Raw genomic sequence first — 25,711 nt, 5'->3', positions numbered from 1 at the left:
CTTTACATGTTACGAAGGTATGTAAAGCGGTGGGCGGAGCACACCCCGCGTCGCGACGGTGCGGCGCCACCCCGAGGAGGATCCCCCGTGAGTTCCTACGACCTCTACTCCACGCCCGTGCCCACGGAGACGTGGAACGTGCCCATGGCAGGCGACGCCCGGTTCACCTGGGAGTACGACGAGGGCCGCGACCGGCTGCTGAGCCTGTACCAGAAGGGCAAGGACAAGCAGTGGGACGCGACGAAGCGCATCGACTGGGACCTTGAGGTCGATCCGGTCAACGTCGCCGGGCTGCCGGAGAACTTCAACCCCCTCATCGGCTCCGACATCTGGGACAAGATGTCGCAGAAGGAGCGGGACGAGTTCGGCCGCCACCAGGGCTCCTGGCTGTTCAGCCAGTTCCTGCACGGCGAGCAGGGCGCGCTGAACGTGTCGGCGCGCATCGTCCAGTCGGTGCCCGACCTGGACTCGAAGTTCTACGCCGCCACGCAGACGATGGACGAGGCGCGGCACGTCGAGCTGTACGCGAAGTTCGTGCACGAGAAGATCGGCATGTACTACCCGATCAACCAGGACCTGGCGAAGCTGCTCGCCGAGTCCCTGGAGGACAGCCGGTGGGACCTGCCCTACCTCGGCATGCAGGTGCTCATCGAGGGCCTCGCCCTCGCCGCGTTCGGGCTGTACCGGGACATGTCGACGAACCCGCTGGTCAAGCAGCTGCTCGCGTACGTCATGCAGGACGAGGCGCGGCACGTCGCGTTCGGCCGGCTGGCGCTCAAGGACTACTACGCGCAGCTGACCGACAAGGAGCGGGCCGAGCGCGAGGAGTTCGTGGTCGAGGGCTGCTACCTGATGCGCGACCGGTTCAAGGGCCGCGAGGTGTTCGAGCAGCTGAACATGCCGGTCGACAAGTGCATGGAATATGTCGACAACTCGGATATGTACACGCTCTATCAGTCGCTGCTCTTCAGCCGTATCGTGCCGTGCGTCCGGGACGTCGGCCTCTGGGGCGACAAGGTGAAGGCCGCCTATGCCGACATGGGCGTCCTCGACAATGCCAAGGCCGACCTCGAAGCGCTGATGCGGCAGGACGAGGAGATCGCCGAGAAGGTCGACGAGGAGAAGTACGCGGCCGAGCTGGCCGCCCGCAAGACCGAGGTCGCCGACGCCATCGCGCTCGGCGCGGAGTGACGCGGGGCCGCCGGAAGGCCCGCGCGCCGGAGTAACGGCGCGGTGAAACGCGGGGGCGCCCACGGGCGCCCCCGCGTCGCATTTCCGTAGATCTTCCCCGTCCGCCCCCGATCGATTTCCGTATTCGGCATGCGCGGCATCCCGGTTGTACTAACGTGCCCGCTCGACGGTGCGCCGGAGAACGCACGCCACGGGCGCACGCACACCGCGCAGAGTCGATCCGAGAATGTCGGGGGAAAACACGCATGAACCGATCCGCCAGAAATCTGCTGGGCCTCTCCGCGGCGGCCCCGCTGGCCGCGGCGCTGGCCCTGTCGGCGTCGCCGGCGAACGCCGTGCAGGGCCCGGTCGCCGACCTCGTCTACGGGACGGTCGGCCAGGTCGGCCCGGCGCTGCCGCCGGTGGCGCCGCCCGCCCCCGCCTCGGACACCGCGAGCCGCACCGTGGAGTCCGCGACCGGCACCGCGGACGGCGCGGTCGCCTCCGCGACCCGTCCGGGGCGCGGCGCGGGCCTGGGCAAGGGCCTGCCCGTGTCTCGCACCGCTTCGGTGCCGGGCGCCGCCGCCCGCGCCTGCCGGACCGACCCGATGAAGACGGTCGACGGCACCCGCGTCACGCGGCTGCTGCCGCACCAGACGATGGCGCTGACGCCCGGCCGGGACGGCGCGCCGATCTCCGCGCCGCGCAGCGGGAGCTGCCTCCCCGCGACGGACCGCGCCGCCTCCGGGCCTGGCGCCGCGTCCGGGCTGCCGGCACCGGTCGGGGAGGCCGCCAAGGTGCCCGGACGGGTCGTCGGGCGCGTCACGTCCGTCCCGAAGCGGGTCGTGCGCAGCAAGGTCGGGAAGGCGCTGCCGAACGGCCGGTCCGCCGCGCCCGGAGCGTCCGGCGGCGGGCCGCTCGGCGACGCGGTGGCCCTCGGCCTGCCGAGCGACGCCGCCTCGCTGCGCTCCGCCGCGCCGATCTCGATGGTGGTCCCGGACGAGGCGGGGCTGCGGCGCGCCGAGCCGGCGCCGCAGAGCCTCACCGGCGAGACCGGCGACACCGTGAACACGATGCAGTCGCAGGTCGGGAGCGTCGTCAACGTGCTGAAGACGCGCGAGCGGCCGTCCGGCACCCGCCGCGCCGGGGACGGCGGGCTGACGGCCGACGGTCTGGTGGACGGGCTGTACGGTCCGCCGGTCTACCTGCCGAGGCTGCCCGCGCTGCGCTGACCGCACCCGTCGAATCACCTCGAAGCGGGGCGTTCCGGAGATGCAAAGTGCATCCCGGAACGCCCCGTTTTGCTGCCTAACGAACGCTTGTTATATGCCCGAGATCACACCTTCCATGGCGAGTAAATTGGATCTTGAAATGCGCTCACCCAGCGAAGTCGATCGGCTTCGCTGGGCAAAAAGAGAGGTGACAAACCCCACATTGTTCGGGCCTGCGCTTGATTCACTCCGGGCGCAACGTACGGTCAAGGACTTGTGCGGCGCTTTCGAGATCAAAAGTGAAGATGCATCGCAGCCGCACCTGCCGGACGCCGATGCCGCGATGACGCGGCCGCGCTCAGCGAGAGCGCGCAGACGGGCCTTGGAGCCCATGGGCGGTGCGGGACTCGGGGGACGAGGAGGTCGCCCCGGCGCGCCGCGAGAACGGCGCTGAGAAACGCCGGGCGTCCGGGGTCCTGTCCCCTACCGAAGGATTCTTCGTGGGCAACCCTGACGAACGACATCGTCTTCACGCGCGCCTTCGGGCCCGCCTTCCGCGGCCCCGACTGCGCACCCTAATGATCGTTTCAGGCGTCGCCGCCGCCGTTCTCGCGGTGGGCGCGTTCGCCGTCGTCAACGGCCGCAAGGCCCCGGCCGACTCGGCCCAGGCCGCGCAGACCGCGCCGGGCGCGGCCGTCCCGAAGGCGGACCCGCCGAGGCCGGAGCCGTCCCGGGCCAGCCGCGGCGGGCCGCGCGAGGCGGACCCGAAGCACCTCGGGAAGAAGGCCAAGAAGAAGGCGCGGTCGGAGGCCGTCGCCGAGCACAAGGCCAGGCCGCAGAAGAAGGCGAAGGTCCTGCAGTCCGGCACCTGCGAGGCGTCCTTCTACGGCGAGGGGCAGATGACCGCGAGCGGCGAGCCCTTCAACCCGAGCGCCCTCACCGCGGCGCACAAGACGCTGCCGATGGGCTCCAAGGTCCGCGTCATCAACAAGAACAACGGCCGTTCGGTCGTCGTCCGCATCAACGACCGGGGCCCGTACGCGGGCGGCCGCTGCCTGGACCTGTCCACCGCGGCGATGAAGAAGGTCGGCGGCACGGGATCGGGCGTCATCCCGGTCCGCTACGAGGTCCTCTCGAAGGGCTGAGCTCCACCACGCGCAACCCGCCTCGCGGGCGCTCGATGCTGCCCGCGAGGCGGACGACGCGTGCCCGCGCGCCGGCCCGCCGGCGCGGCGGCGCGTCAGCGTGTGACGGGAGCCGGGGCCGGATAGGGCGCGGTGTCGGTGTCCACCTGCGCGGCGGCGGGCGCGGCGTCCTGCTCCTGCCCGGACTCCCACTGCTCGGCCTGTGGTTCCTCGGGCCTGACGTCCGCGAGGCGCTCCCGGAACCAGTCGGTGAGCAGGCCGTCGACGCGGACGGCGTCGGTGATCGGCGGGCGCGGCTCGGTGCCGGGCTCGGCGGCGAGCGCGTGGCCCATCCGGAACGCGGCGTGCTCCACCGCGCCCGCGCCGCGCCGCTGCAGCACGTCGCGGAACGCGGTCACCTCGCCGGCCGGGACGACCCGGTCGCGGGCGCCGCCGACCAGCAGCAGCGGCACGTCCCGCGCGGCGATGTCGCCCGCGAGCGCGCCGAGGTCGAGGCGGTCGGCGAGCTCCTGCGCGGCCTCGCTCCACGCCCGGTCGCGCCCGGCGCGCCGCTCCACCGCGCGCGCCGCCCGCGCCGGGGCGACGACGGGCGCGACGGCGGCGGCCGCGCTCACCGCGACCTCGCCGCGCGCGACGGCCAGCAGCGCCGTCGCGGCGCCCGCGCTGAACCCGGCGAGCGCGACGGGCCCGTCCGGCAGCGCCAGGTCGCGGCGCAGCCCGGCGACCGCGGCGGGCAGCCCGGCCGCGGCCTGCTCGACCGCGCGGCCGTACGCCTCGATGGCCTCGGTCTCCAGGATCGCGCCCGAGCCGAGCCCGCCCGGCGAGCGGCCGGGCAGGTCGAGGTAGACGCGCCACACCGGCACGCCCGTCATCGGGATCGCCGCCGCGAGCGCGGCCGCGGTCCGCGGCGGGTCGAAGCCGGGCCAGGCGAGCATCAGCCGGGTCGGCCCGGACGCGGTCGCGTCGACCGCGGTGGGCGGCAGCGCCACGTAGGCGGCGCCCGCCACGGTGCCGTGGACGGGTCTGTTCAGATGGTCGCCGCTCATGTCGTGGATCAGCTCCTGCGTGCTCGACGGGCGGTGCCGGTCGTGCCCCGGGGAGGCGGCGCCCCTCCCTCGAGGACCTCTCATGCTCGCAGCGGCCGCCGGATCTTGCGCCGCAATCACCGCACGTTGGCCGCGAGAGTGACGAAGACCTCACCTGAGGTAACCCGATCGGTGCCGTGCGGCCATCGTTCCGCCGCCCGTTGACGATCATTACGGCGACCGCCGCGGCGCGCCGGTTGTGATCCGGGCCTCATGATCCGCACAAGGGAACAAAACCGGCATGAGTCGCGTCATAGAGGGACGTGGGCGCTGCGGGGGCGCGCCCTCACGACCCCTGACCGAGGAGCACACCTGTGGACAGGAAGCGCAGGACGGCCGCCGCCGGGCAGGCCTGGCAGATCTACAGCGAGACCCTCCAGCCCGAGGTGCCCGGTTTCTGGGAGCGGTTCCGGGCCGTGCCGCGCATGCTGAAGTCGGTCCTGCGCGGCCAGTACAAGGGCATGTCCTTCGGGACGCTCGGCCTGCTCGCGCTCGGGCTCGTGTACATCATCTCCCCGATCGACGCGATCCCGGACGTCATCCCGATCGCCGGCATCGCCGACGACACCGGGCTCGCGCTGTGGCTCGCGGCGGTGCTCGTCAAGTCCGCCGGCGACTTCGTGATGTGGGAGCGCAGCGGCCGCCCGACCGTCATCGTGGGCGAGCCGATCGACTAGCCGCCCTGGCTCCGGGCGGCGTCAGGCGCCGCCCGGGACGGGACGCGTCAGGCGCCGCCGAGCTCCTTGGCGAAGCGGTCCGCCGCGTCCCGCACGATCGGGACCACGTCGGCGACCGCCTCGTGCGTCATCCGGCCGGACGGCCCCGACACCGACAGCGCCGTCAGCGCGGGGGCGCCCCGCAACGGCACGGCGACGCACCGGACCCCGATCTCCTGCTCCTCGTCGTCCACCGCGAAGCCCTGCTCGCGGACGCGGCGCAGCTCGGCCAGCAGCGCGTCCTGGTCGGTGAACGTGTTCGGCGTGTGCGCGGCCATTCCCGTCCGGCCGAGGATCTCGCGGACCCGCTCGTCCGGCAGCTGCGACAGCAGCGCCTTCCCCACGCCCGTGCAGTGCGGCTGCACCCGCCGCCCCACCTCGGTGAACATCCGCATCGAGTGCTTGGACGGCACCTGCGCCACGTACACGGCCTCGTCGCCCTCCAGCACGGCCATGTTCGCGGTCTCGCCCACGTCGTCCACCAGCCGTGCCAGGACGGGGCGCGCCCACGTCCCCAGCAGCCGGTTCGCGCCCTCGCCGAGCCGGATGAGCCGCGGGCCCAGCGCGTACCGCTTCGACGGCTCCTGCCGCACGTACCCGTGGTTCACCAGCGTCCGCATCAACCGGTAGATGGTCGGCATCGGCAGCCCGGACACCTCGGTCAGCTCCGACAGCGCCATCTCGCCGCCCGCGTCCGCCAGATGCTCCAGCAGCTCGAACGCGCGCTCCAGCGACCGTACGGCCTCCGCCACCCGCGTCTCCTCTCCTCGCGAATCCCCCGATTCTACGGAGATCTGATTTCACTACGCGAAAGAGGGGGTCGGTCGGGTTACTCATGGCCACACTCTGGCAATGAATGACTACGGACTGCGATGAGTCGGCCGCCCCCCTGGACGCCAGAGAGACAGTGAATCCGCGAAAGGGGACCCCGTGCGAACCGGTGGCAGCAGGACACGCAGCAGGGCGCGCGTCGGTGCGATCATGGCGGGCGGCGCGCTCGCCGTCCCGCCGATGATGCTCTCCGGGGCGTCCGCGAACGCCGACCCGTCCGACGTCCGGCTGCTCACCGAGACCTCGACGTCCGCGGGCGCCGTCGCCTGGCCCGCCTACGCGCTCGGGCACACCGTCCGCGTCCGCGCCGAAGGCGGCGTCGCGCACCACGCCGTCCTGCGCCTCCTCGCCGCCGACCCGCTCAGCTGGGCGGACCGCCCGCCGGGCTGCGCCCGGCTGGACTCCGGCCACGAACTGCGCTGCGACCTCGGCGACGTGGGCGGCGCGACGGTGACGAGGACCGCCACCGTCTCCGTCCCGGCCTCCGCCGTGGAGCGCCCGCCGGATGTGCGGCCGTCTATCGTCACCGTCACCGCGGCCGACAACGCCGGACCCCGCACGTCCCGCGCCGTCCTCGACCTCCCGTCCGGCGGCGGCCAGTCCGCCACGGCCGACGCCCCGCCCGCCCAGCCCCAGCCCGCACCCAACGAGGGCGACGCGCACTGCACCGCCGACGCACCGGGCGCGGGCAGGCCCTGCCAGGACGCAGCCCCCGGCGGCAACGCCGCCCCGCCCCAGGGCGCGCCGCAGGGCCAGAGCGCCCGTCCGCAGGAGGCCGCACCCGCCTCGCCCTGCGCCAAGCCCCCGGCGACGACCGGTCCCGACCGGCCCCACCCCGCGAACCAGGGTCGGCCTGAGCACCAGCGGCCGCCGTCGCATCAGGGGCGGCCGGTGCACCATGCCGGACCGCCGCAGCCACCTCGCCCGAAGCCGCGTGCCCACCCCGTCCAGCCGATGCCGCCGGTTCAAGCGCCCACCGATGCCCAGGCCCCCGCACACGGGAAGCCGCCTGCGCACGGTCGACCACCCGCGCACGGTCAGCCGTCCGGGCATGGGAAGCGGCCGCATCACGGGACGCCGGCCGACCAGGGCGCCGCGGCTTACGACATGCCGAGCCACCACGCGGCCCCGAAGCAGCACGCCGCGCCGAGCCAGCAGGCCCCGCTGAGCCAGCACACCGTGCCGAAGCAGTACACCGTGCCGAAGCAGCACAGCGCGACCGTTGACGGGGGCGTGCCGGGCGGTACCGCCGGCGGGAGCGGCGCGCACGGCCATCACACCTGGTCGTACGGCGATGACGCGCCGTCCGAGGTCGGTGCGCCGTGGGACGACGACGCCCCCGCCGCCGGCGGGAAGCACGGGCATCACGGCGGGGCGTCCGCCTGGAGCGATCCGTCGACCGAGGACGGATACCCGGCCGGAGACTGGGCGGGGACGCACGGCGGTGCGGGCTACGGCGGCACCGCCGGAGGCGGGCACGTGAAGCAGGGCCAGGTGCCGGACCTGCCGGTCGTGCCGTCCCCGGGGCGGCCGGGCGTCGCGCTGCCGCCGCTGAACGCGCCGGGCGCGATGCCGGTGCCGAACAGCCAGGCCATGGCGGGCACGACGAGCGACGGCACCGACCGCGGCGACGGCCGGATGACGCTGGTGTCGCCGGTCGGGATGGAGCAGGGCGACGGTGCCGACTGGGCGGTGGTGCTCGGTGTCGCGATCGTCGCGGAGATCGGGCTGCTGTGGGGCGCCGCGTGCTTCGGCCTCTGGCGGCGCCGGATCGCGCTGTACCGCGCGGAGACCCGCGCGGCCGAGGCGAGGGCGGAGGCCGCCGCCCGAGGCGGCGCCTACATCTGACATCCGGCATCTGACACCCGGCATCTGACGCCCGGCCGCAGGCGATTCGTTCGCGAACGTCCCGCACGGTGCCAAATAGGAGATCGTGTCAGTAAGCTGATTCGCTGACAGTAAAGCTGCGGTCACGGACAGGGGATCCGGTATGTCAGACGCGACGATGCAGTGTCCGAAGTGCGCGTCCGCGCTCGACACCCACGAACGGCACGGCGTGGTCATCGAGGAATGCCCGGGATGCAAGGGCGTGTTCCTCGACCGCGGCGAACTGGAGCAGCTGATCGACGCGGAGAGCCGCTACCTGGCCGAACTCCCCGAGGTCGAGAACCCCGACACCACCTACCAGGGACGGCACCGGCGTGGGATCATGCAGCAGATCTTCGCGGACCACTAGCGGTGGACCACTACTGCGCACACGGTCGGTAACGGTGTCGGCGCCCAGACGTGAAAAGGCATTTCCTCTTGTCACGGGGGTGACAAACCCGGCCGCGGCGAATGTGGTGCGCAGCTAATATCGCGCGCTGCCTACCATCCGGTAGCTTCACGATCATCGCCGCATGCCGGGGGGCGCCAGACGAGTCGTCCGGCCGACCGCACGCACCGCCGACGGCGCCCACCCCCCACGATGGCCCGCCCGGCCCGTCCCCTCGGGAGATTGATCAATGGCATTGGGCTCGCTGCTTCCCGAACTCCTCCCCGGCGGTTCCGGCCGCACCCCGCTGATCGAGCGGGTCGCGCGGTGGGCGCGGGAGAAGCCGGACGCCCCGGCCTTCACCTTCGTCGACTACTCGCTGGACCCGTCCGGCAAGCACATCACCCTCACCTGGGCCGAGACCGACCGGCGCGCCCGCGCGACGGCGACCGCGCTGCGGCAGGTGACCGGCCCCGGCGAGCGGGCCGCGCTGCTGCTGCCGCAGACCCTCGAGTACATGATGACGATGCTCGGCGCGATGTACGCGCACGTCATCGCGGTGCCGCTGTTCTCGCCCGACCTGCCGGGGCACGCCGACCGGCTGATCGGCGCGTACGCCGACAGCGAGCCCGCGGTGATCGTCACGACCCGGAACGCGCTGCCGCACGTGGAGAAGTTCCTCGCCGACCACGACGTCCCGCAGCCGAAGGAGATCCTCTTCGCCGAGGAGGTCGACCTGGGGCTCGCCGCGTCCTGGGAGGACGAGCCGATCGGGTTCGACGACCTGGCGTACCTGCAGTACACCTCGGGGTCGACGCGCCGTCCCGCCGGCGTCGAGATCACGCACGGGAACGTGACGGCGAACGCGGCGCAGCTGTGGGCCGGGTGGGCGCCGGAGAAGCCGGACCCTGAGCTGGTGAGCTGGCTGCCGCTGTTCCACGACATGGGCCTCATCGCGACGATGGCGCTGCCGCTGGTGCGCGGTGACCACGCGATCTACACCGACCCGGTGTCGTTCATCATGAACCCGATGCGCTGGCTCCAGCTGATCGCGCAGCGGCCGGGCAAGAACGTGTACACGGCGGGCCCGAACTTCGCGTACGAGTACGTGGCGTCGATGGCGTCCCCGGAGAAGCTGGCGGGCCTGGACCTGTCCGGGCTGACGACGTGCCTGAACGGCGCGGAGCCGATCCGCACGTCGACGCTGTCGACGTTCGCGGAGGCGCTCGCGCCGGCGGGCCTGCGCCCGGGCGCGCAGGCCCCCGGGTACGGGCTGGCGGAGGCGACGGTGTTCGTCACCGCCGCGGCCGAGGACGTCCCTCCGAAGATCATCTCGGTGGACCGGGACGTCCTCACCCAGGGCGAGGTGCGGCTCTGCGACCCCGGCGCGGACCGGGCCAGCACGCTGGTGTCGTGCGGCCGGCCGTCCGGGCAGATCGTCGCGATCGTCGACCCCGACGCGCGCGCGGAGCAGCCCGACGGGCACGTCGGCGAGATCTGGGTGCACGGCCCGAACACCGCCGCCGGGTACTGGCGCAACTCCGAGCGCAGCCAGGACACCTTCGGCGGCGAGCTCGCCGAGCCGGGCGACCTGCCCGCCGGGCCGTGGATGAAGACCGGCGACTACGGCGTGGTCCACGAGGGCGAGCTGTACGTCACCGGCCGCATCAAGGACCTCATCATCGTCGACGGCCGGAACCACTACCCGCAGGACATCGAGGTCACCGCGCAGGAGGCGCACCCGGCGATCCGGCCCGACTTCGTCGCCGCGTTCGCGCTGCCCGGCGAGGAGACCGAGCGGCTCGTCGTGGTCGCCGAGCGGAACCGGCGGGTGCCGCTCGGCCGGCTGGACCTGGACGAGGTCGAGTCGGCGGTGCGCGGCGCCGTGAACGTCGAGCACGAGATGAGCGTGCACGCGTTCCTGCTCGTCGAGCCGGGCGGGGTGTCCCGCACGTCCAGCGGCAAGATCGCCCGCGCGGCGACGCGGCAGCGGTACCTGGACGGCGCGCTGCCGACGACGGCGGCGCGGCTGGCGTCCCGCAAGTAGTCTCGGCCTCGCACGCACGGGGCGAGGCCGCCGCACGGCATCGGCTCGACAGGGGGCCGCGGGGCGCCGCGCCCCGCGGCCGCGACGACACAGGAGGACCATGCTCTCGGGGCTGGGGCGTCTCATCCACCGCCGGCGGTGGATCAGCCTCGTCTGCATCCTGCTGCTGACCGGTGTGGCCGGCGCCTGGGGGCTCGGCGTCTTCGCGAAGTTCAAGGCGGGCGGCTTCGAGGACCCCAACGCGTCCTCGACCCTCGTCGCACGGCTCGGCGCCACCTACTTCGGCAGCACGAACCCCGACGTCCTCGTCCTCTACAAGAGCGACACGATGACGGTGGACGACCCGCGCTACGAGGCCGGCGTCATCAGCACCGTCGCGCGGCTCCCCAAGGACCGCGTCGAGGAGATCATCTCCTACTGGGCGCTGGACGAGAAGGACGCGGTGTCGTTCGCGTCCCGCGACAAGCACGAGACGTTCGTCGCGCTGAAGCTGAAGGGCGACGACCCGACCAAGCTGAAGAACTACCAGGACATCAAGGAGCGGTTGAAGGCGCCGGGGCTGACCGTGCGGTTCGGCGGCGCCGTCCCGCTCGGGCAGGAGTTCGGCGAGCAGGTCACCGCCGACATCGTCCGCGCGGAGACGATCACCGCGCTGCCGCTGCTGATCCTGCTGATCCTGCTGTTCGGCGCGGTCGTCGCGGCGTCGCTCCCGCTGCTGGTCGCGCTGTTCTCGATGGTCGGCGGCCTCGCCGTCCTGCACATCGTCACCTACGCCGCCGACGTGACGTCCTTCGCGCTCGAGGTCGTCACGATGATGGGCGTCGGCCTCGCGATCGACTACTCGCTGTTCATCATCAGCCGGTTCCGGGAGGAACTGCAGCGCGGCATGGCCGCGCAGGGGGTGCCGCCAGGCAAACCCTGGAAGCGGGAACGGGGGAAACAGGCGCGCAAGGCCGCGAAGAAGGCGCACCGGGAGGCGATGCGGCCGCTCCGCGAGGACGCGCTCGCCGCGACGCTCGCGACCGCCGGCCGCACCATCATGGTCTCCGGCGTCACCGTGTCCGCCGCGCTCGCGGGCCTGCTGCTGTTCCCGCAGATGTTCCTGCGCACGATCGGGCTCGCCGGAATCGCCACCGTCATGGTCGCCGTGTTCGGCGCGACCGTGCTGCTCCCCACGCTCCTCGCCATCCTCGGGCCGCGCGTCGAGGGCGGCCGGATGCCGTGGCGGCGCCCCACGTCCAAGCGCGTGCAGCGCGACCACGACAGCGGCTTCTGGTACCGGCTCGGCCACAGCGTCATGAAGCACCCGCTGCCGTACTTCGCGGTGGTGCTGGTGATCCTCGGCGTCATGTTCGGGCCGTTCCTGCACGTCCAGTTCGGCAGCATCGACGCCCGCGTCCTGCCGAAGGACAGCCCGACCCGCGCCGTCGTCGAGAACGTCAAGGCCGACTTCCCGAACGGCACCGCCGAACCCATCGACGTCGTCATCTCCGGCGACCTCATCCCGCGCGACTGGAAGCCGTCCAAGTCGGGCGACAACATCCCGCCCTACCTGGAGGACTTCCGCAAGAAGCTCGCCGCGCTCCCGGGCGTCACCGAGGCGAAGTTCACCGGCTACTCCGGCGCGTACGGCGGCGTCCGCGTCTCCGTGACGCACAAGTACGAGCCGATGGACGAGCACGCCCAGGACCTCGTCAAACGGATCCGCGGCATGAGCCTCGTCAAGGACGGCTACCCGATGCACATCGACGTCGGGGGCAGCACCGCCGCGCAGATGGACCTGATGTCCAGCCTCATGCGCAGCCTGCCGAAGATGGCGATCGCCGTCGGCCTCGCCACGTTCCTCCTGCTGTTCATGTTCTTCGGCTCGGTCGTGCTGCCGCTCAAGGCCATCGTCATGAACGTCCTGTCGATCGGCGCGTCGTTCGGCGCGATCGTCTGGGGCTTCCAGTACGGGCACCTCGCGGGCGTCCTGAACTTCACCCCGACCGGCGGCGTCGAGGCCACCAGCATGATCCTCATCCTCGCGGTCGTGTTCGGCCTGTCGATGGACTACGAGGTCTTCCTGCTCAGCCGCATCCGCGAGGAATGGGACCGCACCCACGACAACCGCGCCGCCGTCGCCCGCGGCATGCAGCACACCGGCGGGATCATCACGAGCGCCGCGCTGCTGTTCCTCGTCGTCATCGGCGCGTTCAGCATGGCCGGCATCACCGTCGTGAAGCTGATCGGCGTCGGCATGTTCGTCGCCGTCGTCGTGGACGCCGCGCTCGTCCGGTCCCTGCTCGTCCCCGCCACCATGCGGTTCATGGGCAAGGCGAACTGGTGGCTGCCGGGCCCGCTCGCGTTCCTGCACGCCAAGATCGACCTGCGCGAGCACAGCGTGGCCGCCGGTGCGGGGGCCGCGGCCGTCGCCGTCCCGCCGCCCCTGCCGGAGGAGCAGCCGTACCCGTACCGGATGCACTGGGAACAGGGCACGGCCGAGACCCCTGCGCCCCCGGCTCCCGTAGCACCTTCACTTGCGGCTCCGCCCGCGCCCGCTACGCCGCCTGCGCCCGCCGCGCCTCCGGCGGCACCGGTGCTGGACGCGAACGGCGCCCTCCAGCCGGCCCTGCAGCCCACCCCGAGCGGACCGCCCGACGGCGAACGCCCGCAGCTGGTGTTCCGCGACCCGCACCCGTCGGCCGCCCGCTCCTCGGCGGCGCGCACGGAGCAGCCGCAGGCGCCCTGGGCCCCGTGGGCGAACGGCCAGCCGCAGCCCCGCCCCGTCCGGCCCCCGCGCGTCAGGCGCCGGATCGTCCCGTCGCCCGACGGGGACGGCTGGACGTGGAGCTCCGACTGACCCTCAGCGCAGCAGCCCGTCGATGACGTCCCGGGCGCGGCCCACGCCGTCCTCCGCCCGGATCCGCCGGCCCACCTCGTAGGCCCGGTCGGCCATCTCCTGGTCCTCGGCGACGCGCCGCAGCTTCCGCGCGAGGCGCGGCACCGTCATCGCGCGGAACGGAAGCGGCGCGGGCCCCGCGCCGAGCGCGGCGACACGCTCCCCCCAGTACGGCTGGTCGCCGAAGAACGGGCACACGACCGTCGGCACCCCGGCCCGCAGGCCCGCCGCAGTCGTCCCGGCACCGCCGTGGTGCACGACCGCCGACATCCGGGGGAACAGCCACGAGTGCGGGACGTCCCGCACCGCGAGGACCTCGTCGTCCGACGTGTCCGGGTCGCCCTGCACCACGCCGCGCACACCGGCCAGCCGCAGCGCCGCCCGGACGGCCCGCCCGGTCATGTCCGCGTCCTTCGGCACCATGCTCCCGAACCCGACGTAGACGGGCGCGGGGCCCGCCTCCAGGAACGCCGCGACCTCCTTCGGCGGCTCCCACTCCGGCTCGTCCAGGAACCAGTACCCGGTCATGTGCACGCTCGCCGGCCAGTCCCTCGGACGCGGCACCACGGCCTCGCTGAAGCACGCGAGCACCGTCGTGCCGTCCCGGCGCAGGCCCCGCAGCGGAAGCCGCGGCAGTCCCAGCCGCTCGTCCCGCCACGGGTTGATGAACGGCCGCGACAGCTGCCACGCGATCTGGTCGACCGCCCCGAAGCTCGCCCGGTTCCCCCACCGGCCCAGCATCCGCGCCTGCGGCACGAACGGATGCGGGAACGCCCCCGTCGGCTGGCTCGGCTGGAAATGGATCAGCGCCCGCGGCACGCCGAGATGCGCGCCGATGTGCTCCGGCAGGAAACCCAGCGTCGGACCCAGGATCAGGTCGGCGCCCTTGCACGCGTCCAGGCACTCGCCCAGCAGCAACTCGGCCATCGGCCCGAGGATGCGCCGGAACCCGCCGAGGAACCTCACCGGATTCCGCCCGCCCGCCAGCAGATCCTGGCCCGCGTCCGACTCCAGGATCTCCGTCGGATCGGCCGTCAGCGGCGCGAGCTCCAGCCCCGCCGCCATCGCCATCGGTGCGTACCGGGCGCTCGCGACGAGCCGGACCTCGTCACCCCGCTCCCGCAGCGCCCGGCCGAGCGCCACGCACGGCTGGACGTCCCCCCGCGAACCCGCGGCGAAGATCACGATTCGGCTCACGGCAGCTCCCTACCAGGCGTCGCTACGCGGACTGGCCGACGGCTCGCCGGACGGGTCCTCGTCCTCGGGCGCGTACGGCGTGTACAGCCATCCGTCCGGCGGCGGCGGGGGCCACCCCGGTCCTCCGACCTCCGGACCCTCCTCGGCGGCGGCCCCGTCCCCCTCGCGCTCGGCCACGGCCACGGCCTCGGCCTCGGCCTCGGCCTCGGCCACGGCCGCCGCGCCTCCGCGCCCGGCCACCCAGGCGTCCCCGGGCTCCCCGCCCGGAACGCCCGCCTCGCGAGGCCCGTCCTCCTGGAGCTCCGCCGGTCCGGGCCGCTCCGCGCCGTCCGCAGGCGCGCCACCAGGCTCAGAACCCCGGGCAGGCGCCGTCGCCTCGCCGGGGTCGTCGGCTGGACGCTCGGGCGTCTCCGGAGGCGCGTCCGTCGTCGTGGTGCCGAGCGGGTCGGCGCCCTCCAGGGTCAACGCGACCGGCGGTGGCGGCACGGCGCTCGCGGCCTCCGGACGTGACGTCCCGAGTGCCGCGTCGGGCTCGGCGCCCTGGGCGGCCGAGGGCACCGGCGGGGCGTCGTGCCCGCCGTTCGCGACCTGGCCGGGGCCGCCCGCGGGCCGGTCTTCCCCGGCCTGGTCGAGAGTGCTGCCGTCCTCGGGCTCGGTGGGGCCCGTGGGTCCGGCGTCCCCGCCGCTCGCCGCCGAGGCGCCCGCCAGGTCGGGGGCCTCCGCGTCAGGCGCGAGGGGGGCGGTTGCCGCGCCGGAGTGCTGGGCGTGAACGGACGGTGCCGTGCCGGGCGCCTCGGCCTGAGGTGCGGTCGCCTCCGGGGACCCGGCGGTCGAGGGGCTCTTGCCGCGGGACGCCAGCTCCTGAAGGAGGGCGGCGGCGATGGGCTCCGAGCTGGGAGTGGGTGCCGCGAGTGGGGAGCCGCCGGGCGTCCAGCGGTCGGGGAGGGTGGAGAGGGGGTCGTCGTCGGGCGGGAGGGTGCCGCGGGAGCGGGCGGCGGATTCGTCGTCGAACCACTTGCTGGTGGGCGGCGGCGGTGGCTCCTCGGCGGGGGTGGTCCAGGTGGGGATGGCGGTGTCGGCCCAGTCCTGCCAGGGGGACGTCGCGTCGGGCGGGGTGGGCCGCCAGGTGGCGGGCGCGTCGTCGTCGGGGGTGTCGCTCCACCAGTGGGGGCCGGGGGTGCGCGGTGCGGCCATGGGATCCGTTTCCGTCCGGAGGGGGATGGGCGCGGGGACGGGGTCGGCGGAGGGGACGGCGCCGACGGGGTCCGGGCCCGGGACGACGGGGAGCGGGTCGCGGGGGGTCGCGGTGGCGGTGGCGGTGACCGTGGCGTTGGCGGTGACCGTGGCGAGGGCGGGTTCGGGGCGGGCGGCGGCGGGTTCGGCGACGAGGGGGGCCTGCTTGCCGTGCTTGGGGCCGATCCAGCCGCGCCGGCTGGGCAGGGTGAGGGCGCTGATGACGCCGCCGACGAGGACGAGGGCGGCGCCGAGGACGAGCCCGGAGGAGGTGCCCTGCCGGAAGGACTCGAGGGCCTTGGCGCTCGCGCCCTCGTCGGGGACGGTCTGGATGAGGAGGCCGACGATGGCGATGCCGAACGCGCCGGACGCCTCGCGGATGACGTTGATGACGCCGCTCGCGACGCCGGCGCGCTTCTCGGGGACCGCCTTGAGGACGTACATGACGAGCGGCATGGCGAGGGCGGCGCCGACGCCGACGAGGAGGACCCCGGGCATGAGGTCGGCGTACCCGTCGCCGATCTCGAGGGTGGAGAACAGGACCATGCCGACGCCCATGAGGGCCATGCCGGCGCCGATGGCGGGGCGCGGGCCGATCTTGGTGGCGAGGAGGAACGCGACCGGGGTCAGCACCATGATCGTGAGGGCGGGGGGCAGCATGACGAGGCCGGCCTCGGGCGGCGAGAAGCCGAGGAAGCGCTGCAGGAACGGCTGGGAGTAGAACATCATGCCGTTGAAGCCGATGCCGTAGAGCATCTGCGAGACCAGCCCGCCGGTGAAGACGCGGTTCCGGAAGAACCGCAGGTCGATCATCGGGTCGGGGGCCCAGCTCTCGACGACGATGAAGCACGCGAGCGCGATGGCGCCGAGGGCGAAGGTGCTGAGGACGGACGGGTCGGACCAGCCGTGCTTGTTGCCGTCCTCCAGGCCGTAGATGAAGGCGAACAGCATCGTCGCGGAGATCAGCACGCCGGGCAGGTCGATGCGGGCGTGCGGGTTCTTGCTGCGGCCGGTGAGGACGACCGCGCCGAGCAGGATGACGAGAATTCCGGGGACGATGTTGATGAGGAAGATCCAGCCCCAGTGGAAGTGCTCGACGATGATGCCGCCGATGGTGGGGCCGAGCGCGGTGGCGCTGGACGCGGCGCCGATGAAGACGATGTTGCCGATGGAGCGCTGCTTGTCGTTGCGCCCGACGGTGACCATGACCTGCGTGGCGGGAAGGACGAGCGCGGCGCCGCCGCCCTGGACGATGCGGGCGAGGATGAGCACCTCGGAGGTGTGGGCGAGGCCGCAGACCGCCGAGGCGGAGGTGAAGACGATCATGCCGGTGGTGAAGGTGACGCGGCAGCCGTAGATGTCGGTGAGCCGCCCGCCGGTGATCATCAGGCAGGAGAACATGAGGATGTAGCCGGTGGCGACCCAGTCCTTGGCGGAGGACGACATGCCGAGGTCGGCCATGATCCTGGGCAGCGCGGTGAAGACCACCGTGTTGTCCATGGTGGTCATGAACGCGCTGACGGCCACCACCGCCAGCGCCCATCGGTATCGGCCCCGGGTCACCTGATCCTGCGGCGGGGGTCCCGTGCCACCGGGAAATCCGCCGCTTCCCCCTAAAAGCGTTCGTGGCTATTGTTACTATTGGTTGGCATCCGGTCACTCGGCCCACTGTTAGGGCAGAGTCCCTCAACTATCCCATCAGGCCACATTGGTTACCGCCGAGTCTTGTCATCGCCGTGACAAGTGGCGGGGGAGAAAAGTGGTCTGGATGCGCATCGTGAGCCGGTCACCGTAGGACAAAGTGGTCCCTCCGCTTCGATGAACGATCCCGGTTTCATGGGGGGAACCCACCGCATGCAGAGCAACGATCGTTCCGGAGCCGCGCGGGACAACGCGGAGGGCGACCCCAGGATCGGCGAGGACGAGATTCGCCGCCACCTGATCGAGCAGATCGCGCGGCGTTCCAGGATCGCCGAGGCCGAGGTCGACCCGGACCGTCCGCTGGAGGAGTTCGGGCTGGCGTCGCGGGACGCGGTGGCGATCGCGGGCGACCTCGAGCAGATGCTGGGCCGGGCGCTTCCCGCGACGCTGGTGTGGGAGCACCCGACGATCAACAAGCTCTCCCGCGCGCTCGCGGGCGGCGCCGGCGCCGCCGAGGCGGAGCCCCCGGCGGCGCCGGCGCGGGCGGCGGCGCGGGACGACGAGCCGATCGCGGTGGTCGGGATCGGCTGCCGGTTCCCCGGCGGCGACCGCGACCTGACCGGGCCGGCGGAGTACTGGCGGTTCCTGACGGGCCGGGGCGATGCGATCCGGGAGGTGCCGGACGGCCGCTGGGACGCGTTCGACGACGGTTCCCCCGAGGTCGGCGACCTGCTGGCGCGGACGACGCGGCTCGGCGGGTTCCTGGACGACGTGGCGGAGTTCGACGCGGGTTTCTTCGGGATCACGCCGCGCGAGGCGGCGGTGATGGACCCGCAGCAGCGCCTCGTCCTCGAGGTGGCATGGGAGGCGTTCGAGCACGCGGGGATCGGGCCGGCGTCGCTGCGCGGCAGCCGCACCGGCGTGTTCGTGGGCGTCTCGGCGCCGGAGTACGCCGCGTTCACCGCGTCGGACCTGGCGTCGCTGGAGCCGTTCACGGCGACGGGCGCGGCGCTGAGCATCATCGCGAACCGGCTGTCGTACCTGCTGGACCTGCGCGGCCCGAGCATGATCGTGGACACGGCGTGCTCGTCGTCGCTGGTGTCGACGCACCTGGCGGTGCAGGCGCTGCGCAGCGGCGAGGCGGACGTGGCGCTCGCGGGCGGCGTGAACGTGCTGCTGTCGCCGACGGTGACGATGACGTTCGACCTGGCGGACGCGACGGCCGAGGACGGGCACTGCAAGGCGTTCGACGCGTCGGCGGACGGGATGGTCCGCGCGGAGGGCTGCGGCGCGGTGGTGCTGAAGCGGCTGTCGGACGCGGTCCGCGACGGCGACCGGATCCTCGCGGTGATCAGGGGGTCGGGCGTCAACTCCGACGGGCGGTCCAACGGCCTGGTGGCGCCGAACTCGGACGCGCAGCGGGCGCTGCTGCGGGACGTGTACGCGGCGGCGGGCGTCGCGACCGGCGAGGTCGACTACGTCGAGGCGCACGGGACGGGCACGTTCCTCGGCGACCCGATCGAGGCGAAGGCCGTCGGGGAGGTGCTGGGCGCGGGCCGCGCGGCGGACGAGCCGCTGCTGATCGGGTCCGCGAAGAGCAACCTCGGCCACATGGAGTCGGCGGCGGGCATCGCGGGGCTGATCAAGACCGTCCTGGCGCTGCACCACGGGCTGATCCCGGCGAGCGCGCACTACAAGGAGCCGAACCCGCACATCCCGTTCGACGAGCTGCGCCTCCGGGTGGTCGCGGACGAGACGCCGTGGCCGGAGCGGAGCCACCCGGCGCGGGCGGGCGTGTCGGGTTTCGGGTTCGGCGGGACGAACGCGCACGTGCTGCTGGAGGAGGCTCCGGAGCAGGAGGCCGTGAGCCATCCCGCGGTCGTGCGGACGTTCCCGCTGTCGGACACGAGCGACGACCGCGTCCGCGACCATGCCGCGCTCCTCGCGGAGTGGGTCGCGGACCGCGATGACGTGAAGCTCGCCGACGTGGCGCGGACGCTGCACCGGCGCGGCGGCCGCGGCCGGTCCCGCGCGGCGGTGTCGGCCCGCGACCGCGCCGGACTGGTCGAGGGACTGAAGGCGCTCGCGGAGGGCCGCCCGCACCCCGGCGTGGTGACGGGGTCGGCGCTCGGCGTCCCGGGACGTCCGGTCTGGGTGTTCTCCGGGTACGGGGCGCAGCGCGCGGGCATGGCGCAGCGGCTGCTGGAGGAGGAGCCGGCGTTCGCCGAGGCGATCGACGACCTGGACGGCCTGTTCGCCGAGGAGGGCGGCCCGGACCTGTGGTCGCTGCTCGAGGAGGGCCGCAAGCCGGACGGCCCCGCCGACACGATGCCGGTGCTGTTCGCGATCCAGCTCGGCCTGGCGCGGATGTGGGCGTCGTACGGCGTCGTGCCGGGCGCGGTGATCGGGCATTCGATGGGCGAGGTCGCGGCGGCGGTCGTCGCGGGCGCGCTCACCCCGCAGGACGGCGTGCGGGTGATCGTGCGCCGGTCGAAGCTGCTGACGCGGCTGGTCGGCGGCGGCGCGATGGCGGTGCTCGGCGCGTCGGCGCAGGAGGTCGAGCGGCTGGCGGACGGCCTGCCCGAGGTGTACGCGGCGGTGCACTCGTCGCCGAAGCAGACGGTCGTGACGGGCGACGCCGGCCAGGTCGAGGAGATCGTCAGGCGGGCGGAGGCGGAGGGCCGCCTCGCCCGGATGGTGCAGGCGGAGGGCGCCGGGCACTCCCCGCAGGTCGACCCGCTGCTGCCCGACCTGCGCGAGCGGCTCGCCGAGGTCGGCCTCGAACCCGGCACGCCGCTCGCCGACGGCATCAGGCTCTACACGACGGCGCTGCCCGACCCGCGCGCGTTCGACGGCGAGGACGCCCGCCTGGACGTCGGGTACTGGGCGGCGAACCTGCGCAACCCGGTCCGGCTGACGGACGCGGTGTCGGCGGCGGCCGAGGACGGGTTCCGGACGTTCGTCGAGGTCAACGCGCACCCGATCCTCGCGCACGCGGTCGGTGAGACGCTCGGCGGCAGCGGCGCCCTGGTCACGCACACGCTGAAGCGCGCGCCGAAGGGGCAAGAGACCGACGACACCCTGACGTTCCACGCGCAGCTCGCGACGCTCGCCGCGCACGGCCTCGCCGTCGCGCCCCCCGCGGACGGCCGGATCGTGGACGTCCCGCAGTCGCCGTGGCGGCACGAGCGCCACTGGGTCGACCTGTCGGCGCGCGACCGCGGCGGCCGCGACGAGCACCCGCTGCTCGGCGCGCACGTCGAGCTGCCCGGCGAGGACCGGCACGCCTGGCGCGCCGACGTCGGCCTGGACGCGCAGCCGTGGTTGGCCGGCCTGCCCGTGCACGGCCTGCCCGTGCTCCCGGTCGCGGCGCTCGCGGAGATGGCGCTCGCGGCGGGCGCGACGGCGCTCGGCAGCGACGCCGTCCGTGTCAACAGCCTGTGGATGGAGCGCCCGCTCGCGCTCGCCGGGCACACGACCGTCACGACGACGTTCGCCGAGACCGAGCAGCGCGTCGAGGTGCACGCGCTGACGCCCGCGGGCACGTGGACGCGGCTGGCCAGCGCGGACGTCGGCGAGGACGCCCGTCCCGCCCCCGCGGCGGAGCACGGCCCGGCGACCGAGGTCGCGGGTGCCGAGCGCGGGTCGCGGCACTACCGGCTGCACCCCGAGGTGTTCGACCGCTGCCTGGCCGCGCTGTCGGCGGAGGCGGCGGCGGTCGCGGGCGGCGGCGTCTGGCTCGCCGAGACGATCGGGAGCCTGCGCGTGCACGGGCCCTCCCATCGCGGCGGGCACGTCCGCGTGGCGGCGGCCCAGGACGACGGCGAGATGACCGGTTCCGTCCTCCTGCTCGGCGCGGACGGCGAGATCCTCGTGGAGGCGACCGGCATCGTGCTGCGCCGCACCGAGCGCCACGACGTCCCCGTCCCCGTCGCGGACAAGCTGGTCGAGCCGGTGTGGGACGAGTCCGAGGCCGCCGAGCCCGGCGAGGGCGGCGGCGCCTGGCTGATCCTCGCCGAGGACGGCGACGCCCTCGCCGCGGCGACCGCCGCCGGGCTGGAGGAGCGCGGCCGCCGCGCCGTCCGCCGCGGCCTCGCCGGCTTCACCGACCTGGGCGACGTCTCCGAGGTCGAGGGCGTCGTGCTCGTCCCGTCCGCCGACCTCGTCGACGAGGACCTCGTGCTGGCCATCGCGGAGACGAGCCGCTCGCTGCCCGACGGCCCGCGCCTGTACGTCGCGACGCACCGCGCCGTCCCCGTCCTGGGCGGCGAGGCCGGCGAGCCCGGGCACGGGTTCGCCGCCGCGCTGACCCGCGTCCTGGCGTTCGAGCGGACCGTCCAGCGGGCGACGCTCGTGGACGTCGACCGCCCGGCGGACCTCGTCGGCGAACTGCTCGGCGGCGGCGACGCCCGCGAGGTCGCCTGGCGCGGCGGGAAACGGTACGTCGCGCGCCTCGCGCAGGCCGCCCTTCCCGCCGGGGAGGCGAAGCCCAAGAAGATCGTCCGGCGCGGCGGCGCCTACGTCATCACCGGCGGGTACGGCGGGATCGGCCTGGTCACCGCGCGGCTGCTGGCCGAGCGCGGCGCCGGGCGCGTCGTGCTGTCCGGCCGGAGCGGGCCCGGCCCCGACGCCGAGAAGGCGATCGCGAACCTGCGCGACGGCGGCGTGGACGTCCGCGTCGTCCTCGGCGACATCGCCGCGCCCGGCACCGCCGAGCGCCTCCTGGAGGCCGCGCGGGAGGGCGGCCTGACGCTGCGCGGCGTCGTGCACGGCGCCGGCGCGATCGACGACCGGCTGATCGCCGACCTCGGCGCCGAGGATCTCCACAGGGTGTGGACGGCGAAGGTCGAGGGCGCGCGGCGGCTCAGCGACGCCACCTGGGACGCGGACCTCGACTGGTTCATCCTGCACTCGTCGGCGGCGGCGCTGCTCGGCTCGCCCGGCCAGGCCGCGTACGCGGCGGCGAACGCGGCGATCGACGCGCTGGCCGCGCACCGCCGGGCGCACGGCCGCCCCGGCACCGCGATCGACTGGGGGACCTGGTCGCGCGTCGGCGGCGCCGCCGAGACCGCGGTGACCGTCATCGACCCGATCAGCCCCGAGGAGGGCGCCGAGGCCCTCGAAGCGGTCCTCGCGCACGGCCTGACCGCGACCGGTGTGCTGCGGTTCGACCCGGTCACGGCCGTCGAGCTGTTCCCCGAGATCCGCTCCATGCCGTACTTCGCGGCGCTGACCGAGGCCGCCGCCGAGCGCGGCGCCGACGACGCGGGCGACTGGCCCGGCGTCGGCGCGCTCGAGGAGCTCGACCCCGCCGAGGCCCGCGCGCTGATCGCCGCGCGGATCCGGTACCGGATCGCGTCCGTCCTCGGGTTCGACCCCGAGCGCCTCGACCCCGCCGTCCCGCTCACCGACCTCGGCCTGGACTCCCTCGTCGCCGTCCGGATCAAGAGCGGCGTCGAGCACGACCTCGGCCTGACCGTCCCGCCGTCCGTGCTGCTGCAGGGCGCGAGCGTGAACGTGTTCGAGGAGTGGGCGTCGGGCGAGCTGGGCCTCGCCGGCGCCGCCGCCCCCACCGCCGTCTCCAACGCCGAGTCGGGCTACGTGATGCCGCGCGACGCCGCCGAGCGCCTCGCCGTCCGGATCTTCGAGGACGTCCTCGGCCTCGACCGGGTCGGCGTCACCGCCGACTTCTTCGCCGACCTCGGCGGGCAGGAGCACCAGGCGGACCAGGTCGTCGCGATGGTCGCCGCGGAACTGGGCGGCGAGGTCACGCGCGGCGAGCTGTTCGAGGTCCCCACGGCGGAGAACGTCGCCGAGGTCATCCGGGCCGCCGACGAGGAGGCCGCCAGGCAGACCGTCCGGCCGCTCAAGCCGACCGGGGACCGCCGTCCGATCTTCATCGCGCACCCCGCGGGCGGCACCACCGCCTGCTACCGGCAGCTCATCGACCTGCTCGGCGACGACCAGCCGGTCTACGGCCTGGAGCGGTTCGAGGACGCGCCGCCCGTCGAGGAGCGCGCCGCCCGCTACGTCCGGCACCTGCTGGAGGCGCAGCCCGAGGGCGCGTTCCGGCTCGGCGGCTGGTCGTTCGGCGGGGTCCTCGCCTACGAGACCGCCCGGCAGCTCCGGGCGGCGGGACGCGAGGTCGAGTTCGTCGCGCTGTTCGACGCGGGCATCCCCCTCGCGGTGGACGACGAGTCCGACACCCTCGCCCGCCGGTTCTCCGCGTTCGCCGACTACATCAACGAGACGTACGGCCTGGATGTCACGCTCGGCTATGACGAGCTGTCCGGGCTGGACGAGGAGGCGCAGTTCGCGCTGGTCATGGAGCGGGCGGCGCCGCTGGTGGACTACATCCCGCCGGCGGCCCTCACCCACCAGCTCACGTCCCACCAGGACACCCGATCCCTGGAGGCGTACCAGCCCCGGCCCTACGACGGCCGGGTCATCCTCTACTACGCGCCCGAAGAGACCCCCTGGGCGGTGCGCGACGCGCGTTACGTGCTCGACGGAACCAACGGTTTCGGCGGGCTCTGCTCCGACCTGGAGATCGTCACGATCCCCGGGGTGCACCACCTGAACCTGCTGGACCCGCCGGGCGTGGAGATCCTCGCCGCGCACCTGGAGGGCCGGCTCGCCGGACGCGCCGCGGGCGCGGACGGCGCAACCCGGCGGCCCGCGGGCGGCCCGGACGCGCGGGACGCGTCCGGCCGCGCCCGGACCGCGGCACGGTCAACTCTGGCCCGCTGAGGGCCGCGCCCCCCACCCGTCGTTCCACGGAGGACACCCATGGCCCACGACCTGCTCGACGCCGTCCGGTCCGGAGCGAGCGGACCCGAGCTGCAGGAGATCGACCTGCCGACCCGGTTCCGCGCCGCGTTCACCCGCAAGGACGAGGTCGGCATCTTCGACGGGCAGACCGACAAGGACGTGCGCAAGTCCCTGCACGTCGGCGAGGTCGACATGCCGGAGCTGGCGCCCGACGAGTGCGTGGTCGCGGTGATGGCGGCGGCGATCAACTTCAACACGGTCTGGTCGGCGATCTTCGAGCCGGTGCCGACGTTCGCGTTCCTGGAGAAGTTCGGCCGGCAGGGCTGGTACGGCGCCCGCCACGACCTGCCGTACCACATCCTCGGCTCCGACGGCTCCGGCGTCGTCGTCCGCACCGGCGCCGGCGTGAAGAACTGGAAGGTCGGCGACAAGGTCGTCCTGTCCCCGTCCTACGTGGACGAGGAGGACCACGGCTCCTACGACGACGGCATGATGTCGGAGTCGCAGCTCGCCTGGGGCTTCGAGACCAACTTCGGGTCGCTCGGCGAGTACTGCATCGTCAAGGCGAACCAGCTCATCAAGAAGCCCGCGCACCTCACCTGGGAGGAGGCGGGCTCCAACACGCTGTGCGCCGCGACCGCGTACCGGATGCTCGTCGGCACCCACGGCGCCCGCATGAAGCAGGGCGACGTCGTGCTGATCTGGGGCGCGACCGGCGGGCTCGGCTCGTTCGCGACGCAGCTGGTGCGCAACGGCGGCGGCATCCCGGTCGGCGTCGTCTCCTCCGAGGAGAAGGCGGAGATCGTCCGGGCGCAGGGCTGCGAGCACATCATCAACCGCAACGAGCTGAACCTCGGCGAGCAGGGCCTGCGCAACCCGAAGGCGGGCCGCATCCTCGGCGAGGCCATCCGCAGCCGCGTCGGCGAGGACCCCGGCATCGTGTTCGAGTACCTCGGCCGCGAGACGTTCGGCGCGTCCGTGTACGTCGCCAAGCGCGGCGGCAAGATCGTCACCTGCGGCTCGTCCACCGGCTACAAGCACGAGTACGACAACCGGTTCCTGTGGATGCGGCTGAAGAGCATCATCGGCTCGCACGGCTTCAACTACCACGAGGCCGTCGAGGTGAACCGGCTGTTCTCGCTCGGCATGATTCACCCGACGCTGTCGACGTCGTTCCCGCTGGACGAGGCGGGCGAGGCGACCCGCGCCGTCCAGACGAACCAGCACATCGGCAAGGTCGCCGTCCTCTGCGGCGCCACCGGCGAGGGCCAGGGCGTCGACGACCCGGCGCTGCGCGAGCGCATCGGCGAGGACAAGTTCAACCTCTACCGCCGCTGACCGCCCCGCCGCCTCGCGGCGTGCCGCCGTTCCGGGAACGCCGGCACGCCGCGAGCCGACTAGCTGTACTCGGTCACGAGGTTGGTGACACGCCGGGTTGGTGGTTGATCAAAGCGAAGACCTCCGAGTGCGGTGGAGATAGCCGTCTTCACCCGTCTCGGAGGTCTTCATGGCCCACGCTAATGCACGGT

The 25,711-nt window shown here is 73.7% G+C and carries 14 protein-coding genes; 10 read left to right on the top strand and 4 right to left on the bottom strand.

The window, feature by feature from the left end; translation table 11 throughout:
• Positions 1–87 precede the first annotated feature (87 nt).
• From J4557_RS06415 to J4557_RS50750, 3 genes are all read left to right on the top strand, one after another.
• A complete protein-coding gene (locus tag J4557_RS06415; protein ID WP_208265507.1) occupies positions 88–1,191 on the top strand; it encodes a ferritin-like domain-containing protein in 1,104 nt (367 codons plus the stop codon).
• Positions 1,192–1,436: 245 nt separating this feature from the next.
• On the top strand, positions 1,437–2,402 hold the full coding sequence (locus J4557_RS06410; protein WP_208265506.1) for a hypothetical protein: 966 nt from the start codon (positions 1,437–1,439) through the stop codon (positions 2,400–2,402).
• Positions 2,403–2,959: 557 nt separating this feature from the next.
• The gene (locus tag J4557_RS50750) at positions 2,960–3,526 is read left to right on the top strand and encodes a septal ring lytic transglycosylase RlpA family protein (RefSeq protein ID WP_208265505.1); all 567 of its coding nucleotides are present in this window, start codon (positions 2,960–2,962) and stop codon (positions 3,524–3,526) included.
• Positions 3,527–3,621: 95 nt separating this feature from the next.
• On the opposite strand, the gene J4557_RS06400 is transcribed toward J4557_RS50750, so the two are convergent.
• On the bottom strand, positions 3,622–4,656 hold the full coding sequence (locus J4557_RS06400) for an alpha/beta hydrolase (protein ID WP_243775397.1): 1,035 nt from the start codon (positions 4,654–4,656) through the stop codon (positions 3,622–3,624).
• Between the two features lie 269 nt (positions 4,657–4,925).
• Between J4557_RS06400 and J4557_RS51560 the strand changes: the two genes are divergently transcribed.
• Positions 4,926–5,288: a YkvA family protein gene (locus J4557_RS51560; RefSeq protein ID WP_208265504.1), complete on the top strand. Its 363-nt coding sequence runs from the start codon at positions 4,926–4,928 to the stop codon at positions 5,286–5,288.
• A 47-nt stretch (positions 5,289–5,335) separates the two neighbouring features.
• On the opposite strand, the gene J4557_RS06390 is transcribed toward J4557_RS51560, so the two are convergent.
• Positions 5,336–6,079 carry an IclR family transcriptional regulator gene (locus J4557_RS06390; RefSeq protein ID WP_307799469.1) on the bottom strand — a complete coding sequence of 248 codons (744 nt, stop codon included), beginning with the start codon at positions 6,077–6,079 and terminating at the stop codon, positions 5,336–5,338.
• 178 nt (positions 6,080–6,257) lie between these two features.
• Here J4557_RS06390 and J4557_RS06385 point away from each other — a divergent pair, with 178 nt between their 5' ends.
• From J4557_RS06385 to J4557_RS06370, 4 genes are all read left to right on the top strand, one after another.
• The gene (locus J4557_RS06385) at positions 6,258–8,006 is read left to right on the top strand and encodes a hypothetical protein (RefSeq protein WP_208265503.1); all 1,749 of its coding nucleotides are present in this window, start codon (positions 6,258–6,260) and stop codon (positions 8,004–8,006) included.
• A gap of 142 nt (positions 8,007–8,148) precedes the next feature.
• Complete coding sequence (locus J4557_RS06380; RefSeq protein ID WP_243775396.1) at positions 8,149–8,394, top strand: TFIIB-type zinc ribbon-containing protein; 246 nt, start codon at positions 8,149–8,151, stop codon at positions 8,392–8,394.
• 268 nt (positions 8,395–8,662) lie between these two features.
• Positions 8,663–10,459, top strand: a complete 1,797-nt coding sequence (locus J4557_RS06375) for a fatty acyl-AMP ligase (RefSeq protein WP_208265502.1) — start codon at positions 8,663–8,665, stop codon at positions 10,457–10,459.
• Between the two features lie 100 nt (positions 10,460–10,559).
• Positions 10,560–13,301 carry an MMPL family transporter gene (locus J4557_RS06370; protein ID WP_208265501.1) on the top strand — a complete coding sequence of 914 codons (2,742 nt, stop codon included), beginning with the start codon at positions 10,560–10,562 and terminating at the stop codon, positions 13,299–13,301.
• 3 nt (positions 13,302–13,304) lie between these two features.
• Here the strand turns inward: J4557_RS06370 and J4557_RS51555 are convergent, their stop codons facing one another.
• On the bottom strand, positions 13,305–14,537 hold the full coding sequence (locus J4557_RS51555) for a glycosyltransferase (RefSeq protein ID WP_307799467.1): 1,233 nt from the start codon (positions 14,535–14,537) through the stop codon (positions 13,305–13,307).
• A gap of 9 nt (positions 14,538–14,546) precedes the next feature.
• Positions 14,547–17,333: an MDR family MFS transporter gene (locus tag J4557_RS50740; protein ID WP_307799465.1), complete on the bottom strand. Its 2,787-nt coding sequence runs from the start codon at positions 17,331–17,333 to the stop codon at positions 14,547–14,549.
• 291 nt (positions 17,334–17,624) lie between these two features.
• Here J4557_RS50740 and J4557_RS06350 point away from each other — a divergent pair, with 291 nt between their 5' ends.
• Both J4557_RS06350 and ccrA read left to right on the top strand, forming a co-directional pair.
• Entirely contained in the window at positions 17,625–24,161 is a 6,537-nt protein-coding gene (locus J4557_RS06350; RefSeq protein WP_208265500.1) for a type I polyketide synthase, read from the top strand.
• A gap of 39 nt (positions 24,162–24,200) precedes the next feature.
• Entirely contained in the window at positions 24,201–25,520 is a 1,320-nt protein-coding gene (ccrA, locus tag J4557_RS06345) for a crotonyl-CoA carboxylase/reductase (protein ID WP_208265499.1), read from the top strand.
• Positions 25,521–25,711 lie beyond the last annotated feature (191 nt).

The sequence above is a fragment of the Actinomadura nitritigenes genome, from assembly GCF_017573545.1.
In the GTDB taxonomy this organism is placed as follows: Bacteria; Actinomycetota; Actinomycetes; order Streptosporangiales; family Streptosporangiaceae; genus Spirillospora; species Spirillospora nitritigenes.
This window is presented reverse-complemented; position numbering and strand designations above follow the sequence as displayed.